The 14,642-nt window shown below is 58.2% G+C and carries 16 protein-coding genes and 1 tRNA gene; 9 read left to right on the top strand and 8 right to left on the bottom strand.

What is annotated here, in order from left to right; all coding sequences use genetic code 11:
* Window positions 1-19 precede the first annotated feature (19 nt).
* Entirely contained in the window at window positions 20-178 is a 159-nt protein-coding gene (locus AC50YL_RS08765; protein ID WP_494831067.1) for a hypothetical protein, read from the top strand.
* 102 nt (window positions 179-280) lie between these two features.
* Here the strand turns inward: AC50YL_RS08765 and AC50YL_RS08760 are convergent, their stop codons facing one another.
* The 3 genes from AC50YL_RS08760 to AC50YL_RS08750 form a co-directional block, all read right to left on the bottom strand.
* The gene (locus AC50YL_RS08760) at window positions 281-910 is read right to left on the bottom strand and encodes a YfbR-like 5'-deoxynucleotidase (RefSeq protein ID WP_494831065.1); all 630 of its coding nucleotides are present in this window, start codon (window positions 908-910) and stop codon (window positions 281-283) included.
* Between the two features lie 242 nt (window positions 911-1,152).
* The gene (locus tag AC50YL_RS08755; RefSeq protein WP_494831063.1) at window positions 1,153-1,563 is read right to left on the bottom strand and encodes an ImmA/IrrE family metallo-endopeptidase; all 411 of its coding nucleotides are present in this window, start codon (window positions 1,561-1,563) and stop codon (window positions 1,153-1,155) included.
* 17 nt (window positions 1,564-1,580) lie between these two features.
* Window positions 1,581-1,982, bottom strand: a complete 402-nt coding sequence (locus AC50YL_RS08750; RefSeq protein WP_494831061.1) for a helix-turn-helix domain-containing protein — start codon at window positions 1,980-1,982, stop codon at window positions 1,581-1,583.
* Between the two features lie 251 nt (window positions 1,983-2,233).
* Here AC50YL_RS08750 and AC50YL_RS08745 point away from each other — a divergent pair, with 251 nt between their 5' ends.
* The 6 genes from AC50YL_RS08745 to AC50YL_RS08720 all read left to right on the top strand — a co-directional run bounded on the left by AC50YL_RS08745 (window position 2,234) and on the right by AC50YL_RS08720 (window position 5,398).
* Window positions 2,234-2,764 carry a DUF1492 domain-containing protein gene (locus tag AC50YL_RS08745; RefSeq protein WP_494831059.1) on the top strand — a complete coding sequence of 177 codons (531 nt, stop codon included), beginning with the start codon at window positions 2,234-2,236 and terminating at the stop codon, window positions 2,762-2,764.
* A gap of 499 nt (window positions 2,765-3,263) precedes the next feature.
* Window positions 3,264-3,752, top strand: a complete 489-nt coding sequence (locus AC50YL_RS08740; RefSeq protein ID WP_494831057.1) for a phage holin family protein — start codon at window positions 3,264-3,266, stop codon at window positions 3,750-3,752.
* Window positions 3,753-3,872: 120 nt separating this feature from the next.
* Complete coding sequence (locus AC50YL_RS08735; protein ID WP_494831055.1) at window positions 3,873-4,268, top strand: hypothetical protein; 396 nt, start codon at window positions 3,873-3,875, stop codon at window positions 4,266-4,268.
* 106 nt (window positions 4,269-4,374) lie between these two features.
* On the top strand, window positions 4,375-4,602 hold the full coding sequence (locus AC50YL_RS08730) for a helix-turn-helix domain-containing protein (protein WP_161743102.1): 228 nt from the start codon (window positions 4,375-4,377) through the stop codon (window positions 4,600-4,602).
* Window positions 4,603-4,780: 178 nt separating this feature from the next.
* Window positions 4,781-5,017 carry a cold-shock protein gene (locus AC50YL_RS08725; protein WP_161743101.1) on the top strand — a complete coding sequence of 79 codons (237 nt, stop codon included), beginning with the start codon at window positions 4,781-4,783 and terminating at the stop codon, window positions 5,015-5,017.
* A 309-nt stretch (window positions 5,018-5,326) separates the two neighbouring features.
* Window positions 5,327-5,398 (top strand) — tRNA-Lys (locus AC50YL_RS08720).
* 192 nt (window positions 5,399-5,590) lie between these two features.
* Here the strand turns inward: AC50YL_RS08720 and AC50YL_RS08715 are convergent.
* The 3 genes from AC50YL_RS08715 to AC50YL_RS08705 are packed head-to-tail and all read right to left on the bottom strand — an operon-like array spanning window position 5,591 to window position 8,920.
* A complete protein-coding gene (locus AC50YL_RS08715; RefSeq protein WP_494831052.1) occupies window positions 5,591-6,751 on the bottom strand; it encodes a hypothetical protein in 1,161 nt (386 codons plus the stop codon).
* Window positions 6,744-8,222: a sensor histidine kinase gene (locus AC50YL_RS08710; RefSeq protein ID WP_494831050.1), complete on the bottom strand. Its 1,479-nt coding sequence runs from the start codon at window positions 8,220-8,222 to the stop codon at window positions 6,744-6,746. Before AC50YL_RS08710 ends, AC50YL_RS08715 begins: the two co-directional genes overlap by 8 nt.
* The gene (locus AC50YL_RS08705; protein WP_494831048.1) at window positions 8,219-8,920 is read right to left on the bottom strand and encodes a response regulator transcription factor; all 702 of its coding nucleotides are present in this window, start codon (window positions 8,918-8,920) and stop codon (window positions 8,219-8,221) included. The genes AC50YL_RS08710 and AC50YL_RS08705 overlap by 4 nt, the downstream gene beginning before the upstream one ends.
* Window positions 8,921-9,133: 213 nt before the next feature.
* Here AC50YL_RS08705 and AC50YL_RS08700 point away from each other — a divergent pair, with 213 nt between their 5' ends.
* Entirely contained in the window at window positions 9,134-10,075 is a 942-nt protein-coding gene (locus AC50YL_RS08700) for a M15 family metallopeptidase (RefSeq protein WP_494831046.1), read from the top strand.
* A gap of 19 nt (window positions 10,076-10,094) precedes the next feature.
* Complete coding sequence (locus tag AC50YL_RS08695; protein WP_494831044.1) at window positions 10,095-10,634, top strand: RNA polymerase sigma factor; 540 nt, start codon at window positions 10,095-10,097, stop codon at window positions 10,632-10,634.
* Window positions 10,635-10,726: 92 nt separating this feature from the next.
* On the opposite strand, the gene AC50YL_RS08690 is transcribed toward AC50YL_RS08695, so the two are convergent.
* Together AC50YL_RS08690 and AC50YL_RS08685 are read right to left on the bottom strand one after the other, a co-directional pair.
* Window positions 10,727-12,364 carry an extracellular solute-binding protein gene (locus tag AC50YL_RS08690; protein WP_494831042.1) on the bottom strand — a complete coding sequence of 546 codons (1,638 nt, stop codon included), beginning with the start codon at window positions 12,362-12,364 and terminating at the stop codon, window positions 10,727-10,729.
* A 4-nt stretch (window positions 12,365-12,368) separates the two neighbouring features.
* Window positions 12,369-14,627: a helix-turn-helix domain-containing protein gene (locus AC50YL_RS08685; protein WP_494831040.1), complete on the bottom strand. Its 2,259-nt coding sequence runs from the start codon at window positions 14,625-14,627 to the stop codon at window positions 12,369-12,371.
* Between the last annotated feature and the right edge of the window lie 15 nt (window positions 14,628-14,642).

Genomic DNA, 14,642 nt, shown 5'->3' with positions numbered 1-14,642 from the left:
GCGAGGGAGTTTGGCGACGATGAGGATCATGATTAACGTGAAGGGCGACATAGCCGGATTCAGAGCGAAAGCCGCACCGAAGCTTATTCGCATCGCTAAAGACGCGATCCGGGTTGTCGTTCTTAACGACGAAGGACCCTGTCACGTCTTTTATCTGCTATGGGAAACGCTGTTGTAACGGAGGAACGGGGGAAGCGGAAGCGCATGGATGAGAGGCGCAAGCGAGGACATAATGGAAGGTCTAAACTGACGGACAAGGGAAACATGGGGCGCTTGTCGACTACGAGGCCAATGCTTCCCTCGTAATCATTTCAATATCGATCGGGGATTTGGAGCCCTCGCTGACGAGGTCGGGCAGGATGTGCTGCAGGAAATAATCGACGCAATGCAGCTTGATCGATTTGATTTTGATCAGCGCATGCCGGTACATGACGATGAATTCCTTCTCGAGGTTGCCTCGCTGCAGCTCGGCGAACGCTTCGTAGATCTGATCCATTTTATCCGCGACTTCCAGGATTTGACCCTCGACCGAATCGTCTTTGCCTTCGCGCAGCTGCCTGCGGAAGATCGACTTGAACGCCTCCGGAATATGCTCGTCGATGAAGTGGGCGACCATGCCTTCTTCGACTTGCTGCAGCATCGAGCGCAGCTCGAGGGAATAATGCTTCACGGGCGTCTTGATGTCGCCGATGAAAATCTCGCCGTAATCGTGGCTGCTGGTGATTTCGTACAGCTTCTTCCAATCGACGGCGACGCCGTTGCTTTCTTCGATGTCCGCCAGGGTCTTGGCGTATTGCACGACCTTCCACGAATGGGCGGATACGCTGTGCTCCTGGAATTTGAATTTACCCGGGCAGCGGATAATGCGCTCTAGATCGGTTAACGATTGAAAATACGTATGAATGCCCATCGTCGACGTTCCTTTCTGTGAGGGAGCATAGAGTAGTGTGCTGCTTCACGTTCAGTATATATGCGCCGTGTTAGAGGATCATTAACGATAGCAGGAAATTTTTGGCGGACTAGCAGGGCTTGGGCGCAGCAGAGGAAACATGCAAGGTCGTCAGGGTACGATTAGCGGCCGCAACGCTGCAGCGCATAGAACCCCCTATCCGCAAAGGGAGGGGGGTGTATGCATCAAGAAGCTTAACGGCGCTAAAAATAATATTTGTGCATTTCCTCCGGAACGCCGTTGCGTTGCAGCAGCGCTTCGATCGTCTCGCCTTTAATGAGGGAGTCGCCCGCGGTCAGCAGCCGGACGGCGAATTTGTTGGCTTGGCGCTCGTATTTGCCGACATTAAAGAAGGACTGCTCGTCCAGCCAAAAGCGGCTGAAGCCCGGATGCAGCCGGTCATGCGCCAATTCATGCGCGCAGACGAAGCGCTGCCAGTTCTCGTCCAGCTGGTCGTGAATGACGATGAACCTGCGCCGCAGCTTCTTGAAATACAGACCGCGCGTACCCTGGCCCAGATCGGCAAACCGGACGTGAATGCCGAGTCCGGCCGCGATTTCGAACGGATCGTTGGACTGGAACCGCCGGATGAGCTTGTATATGAGTTCGTTCATGGCATCACCTGCTCGGTTTACTCGTCTTCCGTCGGAGTCGTTTTTTTCCGCTTGTTCATTTGCTTCGCTTCCCAGAACAGGCCGGTCAGCACGTCCATCACGCGCTGGCGCCCGATGTCGCTGATCGGTACCCCGTCGAACATAACCTCCTCGTCTTCTTCGAGCATCCGCTTGAAATCCCGCTTGTCCTTGGCTGTCGCCCATGTCGGAATGTCGCCAGACCGTTCGAAGCCCAGCAAATAATCCGGACTGACGCCGTAAAAATTCGCCAGCTTGTTGAGCATCTCGACGCGCGGCTTGGCGATGTCGTTCTCCCATGCATTGTACCGTGCCCGTTTGATGCCCAGTTTCTCCGCGACTTCGTACTGCGTGATTCCCTTGTCCTCCCGCAGCCGAATCAGCATTGCTCCCATACTCATTCCCATTACCTCCTGCATGCATGTTCAAAAATCGATTTACAGATAAATAAATTATCCTTTATAATGAGGCTACCGAGCAGGAAGTCGTTCCCAATAGCGCGGTTTGATAAATTAAATAGCTTTTTTCCCTTGTTTATTAGTTTAGATAATTTAAATTTACAAGTCAACGCATTTCTTGCTGCGGGGCGTAAAAAAATGCTGTCATCGATGATAATTTAATTATCAATTACCCATGGAGGAGACGTGAGAATATGAGCGGGCAAGCAAAGAAAACAACGGCGCACGGGCGCACGGAGCAGGCCGTCCTCGACCGGCTGCGAACGTATAAGCGATTGATCGCGCGAATCAAAATTTTGGAGCGGCATCCGGTCGGGAACGGCCTGTACTTGAAGTCGATCCAACAGGACGATCATCCGCAGGAAGTCCGGCAAATCCAAGCCATGGACGCGGAGGAGGAGCGGCTGCGGCGGGAGCTGGCCGGCAAGTTCGAGCACGTGATCGAAGCGAGTTCCGGCGCGCGCGACGGATTCGACGAGGTCCTCGATCGCATCAGCGAGCTGCAGGACTTGGAGAAGAAGAAGCAGCAGATCGAATGGGCGCTGGACGTCATGGAAGAGTACAAGCCCGACTACGGCCGGCTGCTTCGCTTGGAGTTCGTGCAGGACAAGACGCCCGCGGCCATCATGTACGAGCTCGGGATCTCCCGCTCGACCCTGTACGCCTGGCGGCAAAAGGCGCTGGAGGAGTATGCGGCAATAACCGGCGTGACAGAAGTAGATTAAAGGCACGGGCACGGACCGCATAAACGACGGAATAATAATGCACCAATAAAGGAACGTATGTTCGTAAAACGTATTATTATGCTAGTATGCCATTACTTCATGGAATTGGCAAAGGTTAGACCAAAAAAGACGGATCAAACAGCCTGGGCGGTATCGTGATTCGTCGCTGATTCCGAACATAAGAGCATTCTCAAAGTACGATTTATAGACGAGCAGCCGCCGACTGCTCGTCTTTTTCGTTTGATCATCCGGCAATTGCCGCTGCAGCCGTGACGCGGCGATCGGACAAACATCGGACGGAATCCGAACAGAAATAGGAACATATGTTCGAAAAATCATGTTACGATGCTAGTGTAAGAAAGTTGGCGAGCGATGAAGCATGCAGCCGGCAACGGTCGCTTCGCCCTGTCGCATGGCGTTAAACTAGGCCGGATAATCCGGCTGCAGACGAGTTATCGCGCGCAGCGAGGCTGTTCGCTATCAAAAGGAGGGAACTTATTTGAATCCATTCAAAGCATGCATGCTGTTCGTAAACTCGACGGCCGCGGGCAGCGGCAAGGAAACCGTCTGGGGCTCCGCCGCCGCGTCGGTCGGCGTCTGCGTGTCGAGCTGGCTCGGCGGTTGGGATAAAACGCTCCAGGTGCTGCTCGTGCTCATGCTCGTCGATTATGTAACCGGCGTACTTGGCGCGATTCGGCTGAAGAAGCTCGACGGCGAAGTGATGTATTGGGGAGGCATCCGCAAAATAGTCTGCCTCTTCGTTGTCGGACTTGCCTCGCTGCTGGACGATTGGATCCAGCCGGGGATGCCGATTTTTCGCGCGACGGCGATTTATTTTTACGGCGGACGCGAGGGGGTCTCGATCATCAAGAACTTGGGCGTGATCGGCGTGCCGCTGCCGCAGGCAATCCGTGATTTATTGGAGCAGTTGGGCGGGAAAGGGGGGAGTTCCGATGGAGGCCAAACCGGGCAACCGAAAGATCGTTGACGTCTCGCACCGTCAGGGCGGGTTCGATTAGGACGCCGTGATTTGGAAGAATTTGAAGTGAATCTTCATCCGGACCATGCTATGATCAGTGCAATAGAACGATCATCAGCGAGGTTAATCATGTCCAAAGAACTCCCGGTGGCCAATTGTCCTGGTTGCGGCAAGGTGTTTCAGAAGAATCTTCGCAATATGTGCATGCAGTGCTCGGCTGAAGAAGAAGGACAAATCATCGCGATCGAACGCGCGTTGAAGAACGATCGCCAGCTAAGCAACGCGGAAACGGCCGAGCTGACGGCGATTCCGGAGGCGAGGATTCGAACCTTGATCCGCCGGGGCAGACTCAGGGTGTACGATTATCCGAATTTGGCCGATGCGTGCGACCTGTGCGCGGAGCCGATCCGGCAGGGCAAGCTGTGTTTAACGTGCTTAATGAGGCTGAAGGACGAGATCGAGCAGGACCGGGAGAAGGTCAGGCTCAAGAAAGAGCATGTCTATTTGACGAAGCATAGGCATTGAAGCGCTGCCTAGGAATGATTCCCGCAACGGTTTGTTTTATGTATCCGGCAAGTTCATGGTATAATGGGCGGATAGGATCAAATCGAAACGGAAGAGGTTACCGTCTATGCAGCGCTTTAACGATTGGAATCTAAAGGCGAAGGAAACGTTCAACGCCACCAGCAACGAGGTCGTATTAACCGTGACGGAAGCGGGATTAATGCTGGGCCTCTCGAAGGATAACATGAAGGTCTACGTGGAGAAAAACAAACTCACCAAGGTGTCGATCATGCGAAACGTTCATCGGTACCTGCTGTTGAAAAGCGAGATCGACGAAATTCTCGCACGGGAGTAGCGGAAAATGGCTGTCCATGCGAGCTTATCCAAAATATGGGTTCGCCATTTCCGGAAAACTGTGGTATAATAAAGATCTCGTATAGGAGACGTAATGTCACATACTGAAGGGTTGCGATGCTACCTTTTTGCGATGTGGCTTTTTTTATGAGGTTCACACAAGGGAGGACGACTTGCCTATGTATTTTTCTCGAAAGCGGCCCGCAGAGGATTATCCGAACGAAATGACCGCCATCTGGTCGTGCACGAAGGAAGGCTGCAACGGTTGGATGAGGAAGAATTATTCATTTGAAGACGTTCCAACTTGCACGCAATGCAAATCTCCGATGGTCCATAGCATGAAGGAGCTCCCGATCTTGCTCGATTCCAAGCATGACCTGAAAGCCGCCCTGAAAAACATGAAGACGGACACCTAGATCCGTGCGGGGCATGGCTCGGTCGGACGGTCTCGCATGCTAGGGCCGCAGCCGGCTGAAGCTCGCCTGAGCGCTATTTTCGGACAGGGCTTGCTTGCCCGTTCGCTTGCCGTTCATACGCCGAATTCATATCCACAGCCGCGCGCGGTTGTGGATTTTTGCTGTTCCGCCGTTATCGTGCTGCGTCCCGATCCGGGGCGCCTTCCGTGCCATAATGCGCGCCGGGAGACGTACGCGAGGTGAATATCTCCAAAGTCCAAGTTGCGGGTTGATAATCGTCCAAGCATGTTGTATAATCTAATTTATTGCAGGTCCGTAGCTCAATGGCAGAGCAACCGGCTCTTAACCGGTAGGTTGTGGGTTCGACCCCCACCGGGCCTATAGAAAATATAACAAAAACCCCCGTCAGCGTTGCTGGCGGGGGTTTTTTGTCGCGGATACGAACGAATGTCGAGCGTTATTCAGCCGACCGGCAGACGGCGAACGCTACTCGGCCGCGGTTCGCTTCCTTTGCGCTTCTGCACCGAGCACGGCGCCCGGCGAGGCGCCCCGTGGAGTCAACCGCACGCGTCATCAATGCAGCTCGAAGCGATACACCTCGCTCCCGCCGACGTCCTCGGTGACCCCGAACAGCATCTCTCCCTCCGGGCTCCAATCCAGGCTTCGGACAAAGTTCGGCACGTAATAGACGTTGAATTCGTCCGTCAATGCATGGCCGCTTAGCCGGCCGACCATGACATTTTGATGGCCGTCGCTGTCCGTTTTCACGTAGGCGATCACGTCCCGGGCGGGATTGACCGCCAGCTTGGTATACGTACCCTCCGCCAGCAGGACGGGTTTCCGGCCGCCTTCGGCGCTGTACAGGCCCGCGACGCCGCCGATGCTGCCGGCGAGCAGCAGGCCGTCGTTCCGCAGCGGGGCGAAGGCTTGAATTTCTCCCGCGGCTGCCCAAGCGACGGCGCCCGATGCCGCGTCCACGGAGAGAAAGACGCTTTGTTTGAGGTCGGGACGGAAGTATTGCAGGTAGACGCGCTTGAAATTCGAGGAAGGCATCAGCGCGAGCGGCTTTCCCGTCAGGTAACCTCCGTTTTTCTTGCCGTCGTTCAAGTAACGATCGAGATCGGACATCCGGACAATGACGCGTCCGGGCTGCCCGGCGCGCAGGTCCCGCAGCACGACGTCCTGGCCCTCCACTTCGACCGCGCGGTCGTCGTCGACCATATGCCGCCACGCTTCCCAGCCCTCATCGTAGTTCAATCGGCTATCCAGTTCCCGCATGTTCTTCAAATCGTACCATACCGTCTTGTTGTCCGCTTCGAAGCCCGTATGGTAGACGAGCGTCGATTTGTCCGGCGAGAGGGCGTAGCTGCGCAAGCTGGTATCCGTCAGGATCGCCTCGGAGCGGTTGGCGGTCACGTCGAATACAGCCAGGCTGCTCGTGAGCGCATCGTCCTTCCGGAGATCCTCGGTAACCGTGAGCAGACGGTCGTTGCCGAGCGGCAGCACGCTCGTCGCGGCGTCGGAGAGCGCTCGCTTGAGGACGCCGTCGATGCGGAAGCCGGTATCCGGTGCCGCCGGAAAAAACGACGGGTCCAGCACGATCGTTTTGTTCTCGTTCAAGGAGCGCATGTACCAGTCCCCGATGCCCAGGAAAGACACGGCAATAAGCGCGGCGATCCCGGCCAGCCCCAGCGTGCGGAAGACGGCTTGGCGCCAATGGCGTCTGTTAAGCATGCGGATCGCCCCCCAATTCGATGGTCAGCGTCGTGCCGGCGTCGGGCGCGCTGCGAATCCGCACCCGGCCTCCGTGCCGCTCCGCGATCGTGCGCACGATCGCGAGTCCGAGTCCGGCGCTGCCGCGTTCTTCTTCCTGTTTGTCGCCGGCGACGCGGTAGAACGGTTCGAACAGATGGGCGATGTGCTCGGGCGGTATGCCGGGACCTTGATCGATGACGCGAACGCGGATCGCTCCCGTCTCGGCGCGATCCCCCCGAACCTCGACCTCCGTATCCGCGCCGCCGTACTTGATCGCGTTATCGATGACGTTCAGGAGCATTTCCCGCAGCTTCTCCTGGTCCCCGCGCAGCAGCAAGCCTTCCTCGGCTTCGCAGCGGATGGCAATGCCGTACTTGCCGGCCTTGACCCGCATATCCTCGCAGATGCTCCGGATCAGCGAGGTCAGATCCACGGGATCGGACCGGTAGGCGATCCGTTCCGTGCCGGAGGTCGAGAACGCGAGGATTTGCACGACCTTGTCGTTCAACCGCTTGCTCTCCTCGATGATGTAACGCACGCCTTTATCGAAGAAAGGCTTATCCGCGAAGCCGTTCTCTTCCATGATTTGCGCATAGCCGCGGATCGTGGTGAGCGGCGTTTTGAGCTCGTGGGTGACATTGTCGAAAAAGGTTTTGCTCATGGCCTGCGTGATTTGGAGCGCGTCCCGTTCCCGTTCGATCGTGGCGATCTGCTCCCGGATCTTCTCCACCATGCCGTTGAATACGCGGGTGAGCCGCTGAATCTCGTCCTGGCCCCCGCGGAGCGGGACGGGCTCGTAAACCCCTTGGGAGACCCGGCCGAGGCTGCGCGAGAGCGTCTCGATCGGCCGCGTGATTCGGCTGGCCAGCCAAGCGGCGGTCAGGAAGACGAGCGCGAAGATGGCCACCGCAAACCAGCGCAGCGCGGCGAGGAACCGGCCGGTGAAGTCATGGAGGTCGGAGTAGCCCTTGACCATGTTGACCACGCCGAGCTGCGCGCTCCCGGATTTGACGGGAAGCGATAAGCTGACCGACGCGGCCGAACCGGCGCCCGCGACCGAGTAGGCGACGTTCCCGCGCAAGGCTTCGCCGAAATCGCCGGAGGCCGGCGGCAGGCTCTTGTTGAGCGCGGACAGGCCGCCGCCCTTCGCGTCGAAGACGGATACCGGTTCGCCGACGGCGGCGCTCAGCTCTTTCACCAATCCGTCGGCTTCGGTCCGGAATGCGGCCTCGTCCATCGCCATGTTCTTGGTCATGAAATATTGCTTGATGTATAAGTTCATCGTCGTGGTGACCTGCACGCTGTCTTGGCTGATGATCCGCGAAACGTTCTGTTCCGTGATCCGGATCGAGACGAGAAGGAGCGACAGCAGCCCGGCCACGATGACGATCGTGAACGAGACCAGCATTTTGTCGCGGATGGACAGGCGGATGCCGCGCGGGCGCTTCATGGCATGCGGTAGCCGACGGCGAAGACGGTCTCGATGATCGAGACCTCGTCGGCATGGTCCAGCTTCTTGCGCAGCCGCTGCACGTGGATGTCCACGGTACGCGTATCGCCGGCAAAGTCATAGCCCCAGACGCGGTTCAGCAGCTGGGGGCGCGTGAAGACGATGCCTTTGTTTTCGGCGAAGAACAGCAGCAATTCGAACTCTTTGTTCTTCAGCTCGATCTTCTCGCCGTCCCGGCGAACGAGGCGCTGCTGCTTGAGAATCTCGATCGTATTCCGGACAATGAGCGCCTCCGGCGGCGCTTGGTCCGCCGTCCGGCCCATGACCTGCTCGATGCGGCGAAACACCGCTTTGATCCGGACGATCACTTCCCGCACGTCGAACGGCTTCGTAATGTAATCGTCGGCTCCCAGCTCCATGCCCAGCAGCTTATCCACCATTTCGGATTTGGCCGTGAGCATGATAATTGGAATATTCCAGGCTTCCCGGGAAGCGATGCGGCACAGATCGAAGCCGCTCATGTCGGGCAGCATCAGATCGAGCAGGATCAGATCCGGTCGGTTCGCGCGGACAAGCTCGGCCGCCTGCTGTCCGGCGCTTGCGCTGAGCGCCTGGAAGCCTTCCCGCTCGAGCGCGTACACGAGCAGCTCCGCCAGCGCCTTTTCGTCCTCGACGATCAAGATTTTGTGATTTCTCATCCGATGCCTCCATCTGCACGTGATAGCGTCACATTCATCTTAGCAGGAGATGCTGCCGTTATTATGTACAGGAGCATGTTTTTACAATCTGTATACAAGTTAGCCGCAGATTGGATACATTTCTGCGTCAGTTGGCAATAGGCGGCCGTTACACTGAAGGTAACCCACAACCAGGGAGCGGCTTATTCCGCTTCCGCGACAAAGGAGAACGATATGGTGAGGAAATGGCTTGTACCCTTGCTGCTTGCGGCAATCATGCTGACGTTAACGGCCTGCGACGGCTGGCCGCTTCATTCGACCGCCGCCGGCAGCGTCGCGTCCGGGTCCGGGCATGACGCCGCGGGCGGCACGGCCTCCGGAGACACGGACAACGGACAAGTTCCCGGCAAGGACGCGGCTTCGGGAGCCGGACAGCATGCCGGCCAAGACGCGAATGCCGGAAATCCGGGAACCGGTCCCGCTGCCGGCAAGAACGCGAACGGCGGCGCGGACACGGGAGTCGCTTCCGGCAAAGACGGCGCGGCGACCGGCGGCGCAAACGCAAGGGAAACCGTGGCCGAGCCGGATTCCGTGACGGCGCTCGTCAATAAGCAGCACATGCTGCCGGACGACTACGTGCCCGGCGATCTCGTCTACCCGGACGTCAAATTCACGTTCAGCGAGAAAATCGAGAAACGCATGATGCGCAAGGAGGCGGCCGAAGCGCTGGAACGGCTGTTCGCGGCGGCCAAGAAGGACGGCATGCCTCTGGCGGGCGTATCGGCCTACCGTTCGCATAAGCGGCAGAAGGAGCTGTTCGATGCCTACGTTCGCGAGGACGGGCTCGAGAAAGCGGAGACGTACAGCGCGTTTCCGGGGACAAGCGAGCACGAGACGGGACTTGCGATCGACGTGTCGGGCGCGGACGGGACCTGCCAGGCAACGGCGTGCTTCGCGGATAAGCCGGAGGCCGCATGGCTGGCCGAGCATGCGCACGAGTACGGCTTCATCATTCGTTATCCGAAGGACAAACAAGCTATCACGGGGTATATTTACGAGCCTTGGCATATCCGGTACGTAGGGGACGATACGGCGGCGGCCATTCAAGAACAGGGACTTACGCTCGAGGAGTATGAGAACGCGGTTGAAGTATCGAAGCCGGGCGCAGGCTCGTAGGCATGACGAAGAGGTGATCATGAACATGAACCTACGCATGATGGAACGGGGCGCGGCGGACGAGTCGTTCGATACGCTCTACAGGCAATACCACGGCCTCGTCTGCCGCGTCGCCTATTCCTTCGTGAAGGACCGGCATCTGGCGCAGGATATCGCGCAGGAGGTCTTCATGAAGATTTTCGCCCATCTCGCTTCGGTGGACGGCCTGAGCAACAAGCGGGCGTGGATCAAAGCGATTGCGAGAAACAAGGCCATCGATTATTGCCGGAAGCATTCGCGGCGCGCGGTCGTGTTGACGGGGCAAATCGAGCGATGGGCCGGAACCGCCGAGGCCGGCGGCGAGAGCGGGCGGTACCCGCCCGTCGACGATGCCTTTGCCATGCTGGATAAACTGGAGCCGAAGTTACGGCAGCCGCTGCTGCTCTTGTACGTACACGGCATGTCCTACAACCAGATCGCCGATGCCCAGAACACGACCCTCGGCGCGGTCAAAACCCGGATTCACCGGGCGAAGAAGAAGCTGCGCACCATGCGGCCCCTGGATTTGGATCGGCGCTAAGACTGGCCGGCCATAGCCGAAAAAGGCAAAAGAAGCCTCCAACCCGGCGTTCCGGGTCGGAGGCTTCATCCATTTTTGTCGCGGGTTCGCGTCTATTCGAACCTCGGTTGTTCGTACCGCTCGTAAGCTTTATTGTAGACCTCCATGTACGCGTCCAGCCCCTTGAGCCGCAGATCCTTCGCGTACTGGTCCCAGTAGGCGAAAGGAAGCGTTCCGTTGACGAATTTGGCTTCCGTCTCGGTGACGTAAGCCTGCAAGGTTTGGCCGATGGAAGACATGACCTCCTGTTCGTCCGGGGTGAAATTAAAGTTGTACCAAATCTCCGGCACGACGTACGGACTTGCTTTCTTCGCCGCCTCCATGGACGGACCGAGGGTCTCCGACCCTTTGAAATACTTTTCCCGGACCACGCCGGGATAGCTCCCGCCCAGCCAAGTTACGTAGCGAGCCAACGACTCGTCATGCGTCAGCCCTTCCGGACCGTGGACGATGTCCTCCTTGTACGCAAGCTCCCCGTCCGCGGACTTCTCGTAAGTGACGCCTTCCTGTCCCATGAAGAAGAAGGTCGCCCCTTCCTCGCCGTAGAAATAATCGATCCAGCGCATGGTCGCTTCGGGATCCGGATTCTTGTTCGTCATGGCGAACGCGCCTACGTGGACCATCGGCACCTTGACCTGGGTATAGAGCTTGTCCCCGCGGGGTCCGGCCAGCGCGCCCAAGCCGACGTATTCGCGGCGGTTCATCAGCGTCTCGGGACTGGGCAGGATCGTCGCGCCGAGCTTGCCCGATGCGCCCTTGGCCAGCAAAGCTTGATAATCGAGCGTGAAAATTTCCGGATCGAGCAGGCCTTCCTTATAGAGCTTGTTCAGGAACATCAGCAGCTCCTTGAACCCGGGCTCCGATCGCGTGAAGCGCAAACGGTTCGTCTTCGGATCCACGTCCACGTATGGATGCCCGAGCCCGCGGTTGCCGAGGCCCCATGCGCCTTTGAGCTGGTTGATCAGATCGCCGATGCCGTTGTCGGAGAACGGGATTTCGTCCAACGCCCCGTTGCGGTCGAGGTCCGTATGCTTCACGGCTTTCAGATAGTCATAGAATGCTTGGACGGTCGTCGGCTCTGCCATGCCGAGCCGGGACAGCCAGTCGCGGTTGACCCACAGCGGCACGCCGACCAGCATGGACAGCAGGCTCGGATCGTAGAACGAGGGCAAGGAATAGATATGGCCGTCCGGCATGGTAAGTCCCGTGCGGATGAAAGGATACAGGTCCATCAGCTTCTTGAAATTCGGCGCGTACCCCTCGATCAGCCCGTCCAGCGGGAGAAGAAGTCCTTCGCCTCCGTATTGCGCCAATTCCTTGGGCGTGAGGCGCGCGGCGTAGAAGGCATCCGGATAGGTGCCGTCGGATAAGGCCAGATTGCGTTTTGCTTCCAGCGCGGCGAACGGTACCCGGTCGAAATGCACCTGCATATTCGTCTTCTTGGCATAGGCGTTCCATACCAGCGTATCCTCGAAATCAGCGGTAAGATCCGTGCCGGTGAAGAAGGTCAGCGACAGCGGCTGCCGCACGAGCGGCCAATCCGCTTGATCGGCGTTCCCCGGCTCGGCATCCAGCGCTTCCGCTCTGTTCGAGCAGCCGGACAGCAGATTCATGGAGAGAAGAGCGGCCAGGACATAGGCCAGCCAACGCCAGGCCGAGCTCCGCGCCTGGATAGCTGCGTGATTCCTCATAAGATCACCCGATCCGATAGATTTTCGAGAGCTGCTGTTTGCGGTACTCCGTAGGAGCCATGCCCGTCTGCTTCTTGAACATGCGATTGAAGGACGTGAAGTTGGAATAGCCCACCTGCCGGCTGATGTCCGTGATCGTCAGCTCGGTCCCGATCAAGAGCTCTTGGGCTTTGCGGACGCGGATCCCGTTCAGATGCTCGCTGAAATTGGCGCCCGTCTTCTCCTTGATGAACACGGAGAGATAGGTGCTCGACATATTGAGCATATCCGCGAGATAGCCGAGGGATAAGTCCTGCGCGTAGCGGGTGTTCAAAATATCCATCACGAGCGCGGCCACGGGATCCTGCTCGTCCTTCTTGTCCAGGATGAGGGAAGACGCGAGCGAGATCAAGCCGGCGTAATACCGTTCGAAGTCCTCGAACGCGAAGCAGGCATCCGCTTTCCTGGCGAACTGCCGGAGCTGCTCGAAAGCTTCCATTCCCGGTTGAAGCGGTTCCATGAGCGATTCGATCTTGGCGCGCAGGACGATCCCCAATTCCTCGTAATGGCGCCGGCTGGAACTATTCCGGCGCAGCTGCTCCAGCAGCTGCCCCGCGACCTGCAGGGCGCCCTGCTTGTTGCCGGCCAGCAGGCAGGATTGCAAGGCTTGTTCCTGCTTGGCGCTTAACAAGAAGGGCACGCGGTCGACGGCATCCGCGATCAGCTGGTTTCCCCCGGTCAGATTGGCCTGCCGGCTCAGCGCCAGCACTTGTCGGTACGCCTGGTTGAATTCGGCGGCTTGTCCGAATCCCGCGCTGACCGCGATCGTGAGCGAGCCTTCGCCCAGCTCGTCGCTCAGGGCCGCCAACAGGCCGTGCAGCAGCGCCGTGAGCGGCTCGCGCTCCGCGTCCGCGACGACGGAGACGATCTGATTCGCCTCCATTTGAAACGTGTCGGTACTGGGAAACCGGTCCGAGATCCGGAGGCGGACGCGCTCCAGCAGCTGGCGAACGAATGCTTCCCGCCCTTGCCCGGCTAGCGTTGACGGGGCGCTGTAAAGCCGGAGCGTAAACAAGACCACGATGTAGCTATCGTTCGCGGCGGCCAAATCTTCCCCTTCTCCGATATCCGTGGGAATGCTTTTCAATCGATTCATGTACGTGTAGTTTTTGAGAACGGACCGCTGCTTCTGAATGAGCCGGTCGATCCGTTCCTTCTCGTCCAGGAGGTCATTGATCTTGTCATGAATCAAGCCGAATTCCTTCGGCGCGCGAGCGCCTGCCGGCTGCTTGCGCATGCCGCCGATCACGGCCGACAGCAGCTGTTTCACGGGCAATTGAATACGAAGGCTGAACACGCAGGCCGCGGCAAGCGCAAGGATCAAGGAACCGGCGAGAATGAGAAACAGCACGTTCGTATAATGATGGACCTGCTTCGCGACATAGGACGCGGATACGACCGAGATATACGCGGCTCCGTCCGGTGTCCGTTCGAGCAAATAATAGTTGCCGCGCTGGACGACGTCCCCGCTCTCCATCCCGTCAAGCGCCGGCAGCTGCGCCTCCGGCAGGGCTCCGCCCCGGTACGCTTCCGTGCCGTCCGCATTCAAGATGATGAATTCGCGGTGCGCATCGTCGCCGGTATATTCCTCGTACGCCTTCTCGATATCCATCAGCGCAACCAGCTGGAAGCGGCTCCCGGCTTGACGGAAGGCGAGGGGCATCAATGATTTGGGCTGGCCGTTCACTCGGAAGGAATCGACGGGAAGCAGGCGATAGCCCGGATCGGCCTTGAATTGCGCGGCCCAGAACGACGGCGTATAGACGGCGCTCGCATAAATCTCCCCGAACATGAAGTCCGTGCTGCTGCTGCCCCGGTGAGAGAAGGCGAGGGGCGCGGAGTCGAAATGGACGAGCATCGTTTCCAGGTTGTTCTGGTCGTTGAAGATTTCATCCTTCAGGCGCTGGATCACGTTCTTGGCTTTCAGGAAATCCGCCTGCCCGGCCGGCTCCTGCATCAATTGATGATTGAATTCGATGAGGTCCCGGTTCTCGGCGATCTCGAACAAGAGCGTTTTGAGGCGATTCATGTAAGCGTCGAAACGCTCGGACGCGTGGCGCAGATCGGCTCGGTTTTGCTCGAAGATGTCGTGCTTGACCGTGGTCTTGAAATAGGAGAAGGCCAGTCCGTAGAACAGGCAGAAGATGAGAATCACCGTCAGGAAACAGAGGAACACCCGCGTGAATGCGGAGGTTCCGGCCAGTCTGGACGTCCATTTGTTCATGCACGCATTCCCCCC

It is taken from the genome of Paenibacillus sp. J22P277, from assembly GCF_059383675.1.
This window is presented reverse-complemented; position numbering and strand designations above follow the sequence as displayed.

Excerpts from the sequence above, each read along its gene's own strand:
- AC50YL_RS08765 (WP_494831067.1), top strand. The coding sequence starts at position 20 with ATGAGGATCATGATTAACGTGAAGGGCGACATAGCCGGATTCAGAGCG.
- AC50YL_RS08760 (WP_494831065.1), bottom strand. The coding sequence starts at position 910 with ATGGGCATTCATACGTATTTTCAATCGTTAACCGATCTAGAGCGCATT.
- AC50YL_RS08755 (WP_494831063.1), bottom strand. The coding sequence starts at position 1,563 with ATGAACGAACTCATATACAAGCTCATCCGGCGGTTCCAGTCCAACGAT.
- AC50YL_RS08750 (WP_494831061.1), bottom strand. The coding sequence starts at position 1,982 with ATGAGTATGGGAGCAATGCTGATTCGGCTGCGGGAGGACAAGGGAATC.
- AC50YL_RS08745 (WP_494831059.1), top strand. The coding sequence starts at position 2,234 with ATGAGCGGGCAAGCAAAGAAAACAACGGCGCACGGGCGCACGGAGCAG.
- AC50YL_RS08735 (WP_494831055.1), top strand. The coding sequence starts at position 3,873 with ATGTCCAAAGAACTCCCGGTGGCCAATTGTCCTGGTTGCGGCAAGGTG.
- AC50YL_RS08730 (WP_161743102.1), top strand. The coding sequence starts at position 4,375 with ATGCAGCGCTTTAACGATTGGAATCTAAAGGCGAAGGAAACGTTCAAC.
- AC50YL_RS08725 (WP_161743101.1), top strand. The coding sequence starts at position 4,781 with ATGTATTTTTCTCGAAAGCGGCCCGCAGAGGATTATCCGAACGAAATG.
- AC50YL_RS08715 (WP_494831052.1), bottom strand. The coding sequence starts at position 6,751 with ATGCTTAACAGACGCCATTGGCGCCAAGCCGTCTTCCGCACGCTGGGG.
- AC50YL_RS08710 (WP_494831050.1), bottom strand. The coding sequence starts at position 8,222 with ATGAAGCGCCCGCGCGGCATCCGCCTGTCCATCCGCGACAAAATGCTG.
- AC50YL_RS08705 (WP_494831048.1), bottom strand. The coding sequence starts at position 8,920 with ATGAGAAATCACAAAATCTTGATCGTCGAGGACGAAAAGGCGCTGGCG.
- AC50YL_RS08700 (WP_494831046.1), top strand. The coding sequence starts at position 9,134 with ATGGTGAGGAAATGGCTTGTACCCTTGCTGCTTGCGGCAATCATGCTG.
- AC50YL_RS08695 (WP_494831044.1), top strand. The coding sequence starts at position 10,095 with ATGAACATGAACCTACGCATGATGGAACGGGGCGCGGCGGACGAGTCG.
- AC50YL_RS08690 (WP_494831042.1), bottom strand. The coding sequence starts at position 12,364 with ATGAGGAATCACGCAGCTATCCAGGCGCGGAGCTCGGCCTGGCGTTGG.
- AC50YL_RS08685 (WP_494831040.1), bottom strand. The coding sequence starts at position 14,627 with ATGAACAAATGGACGTCCAGACTGGCCGGAACCTCCGCATTCACGCGG.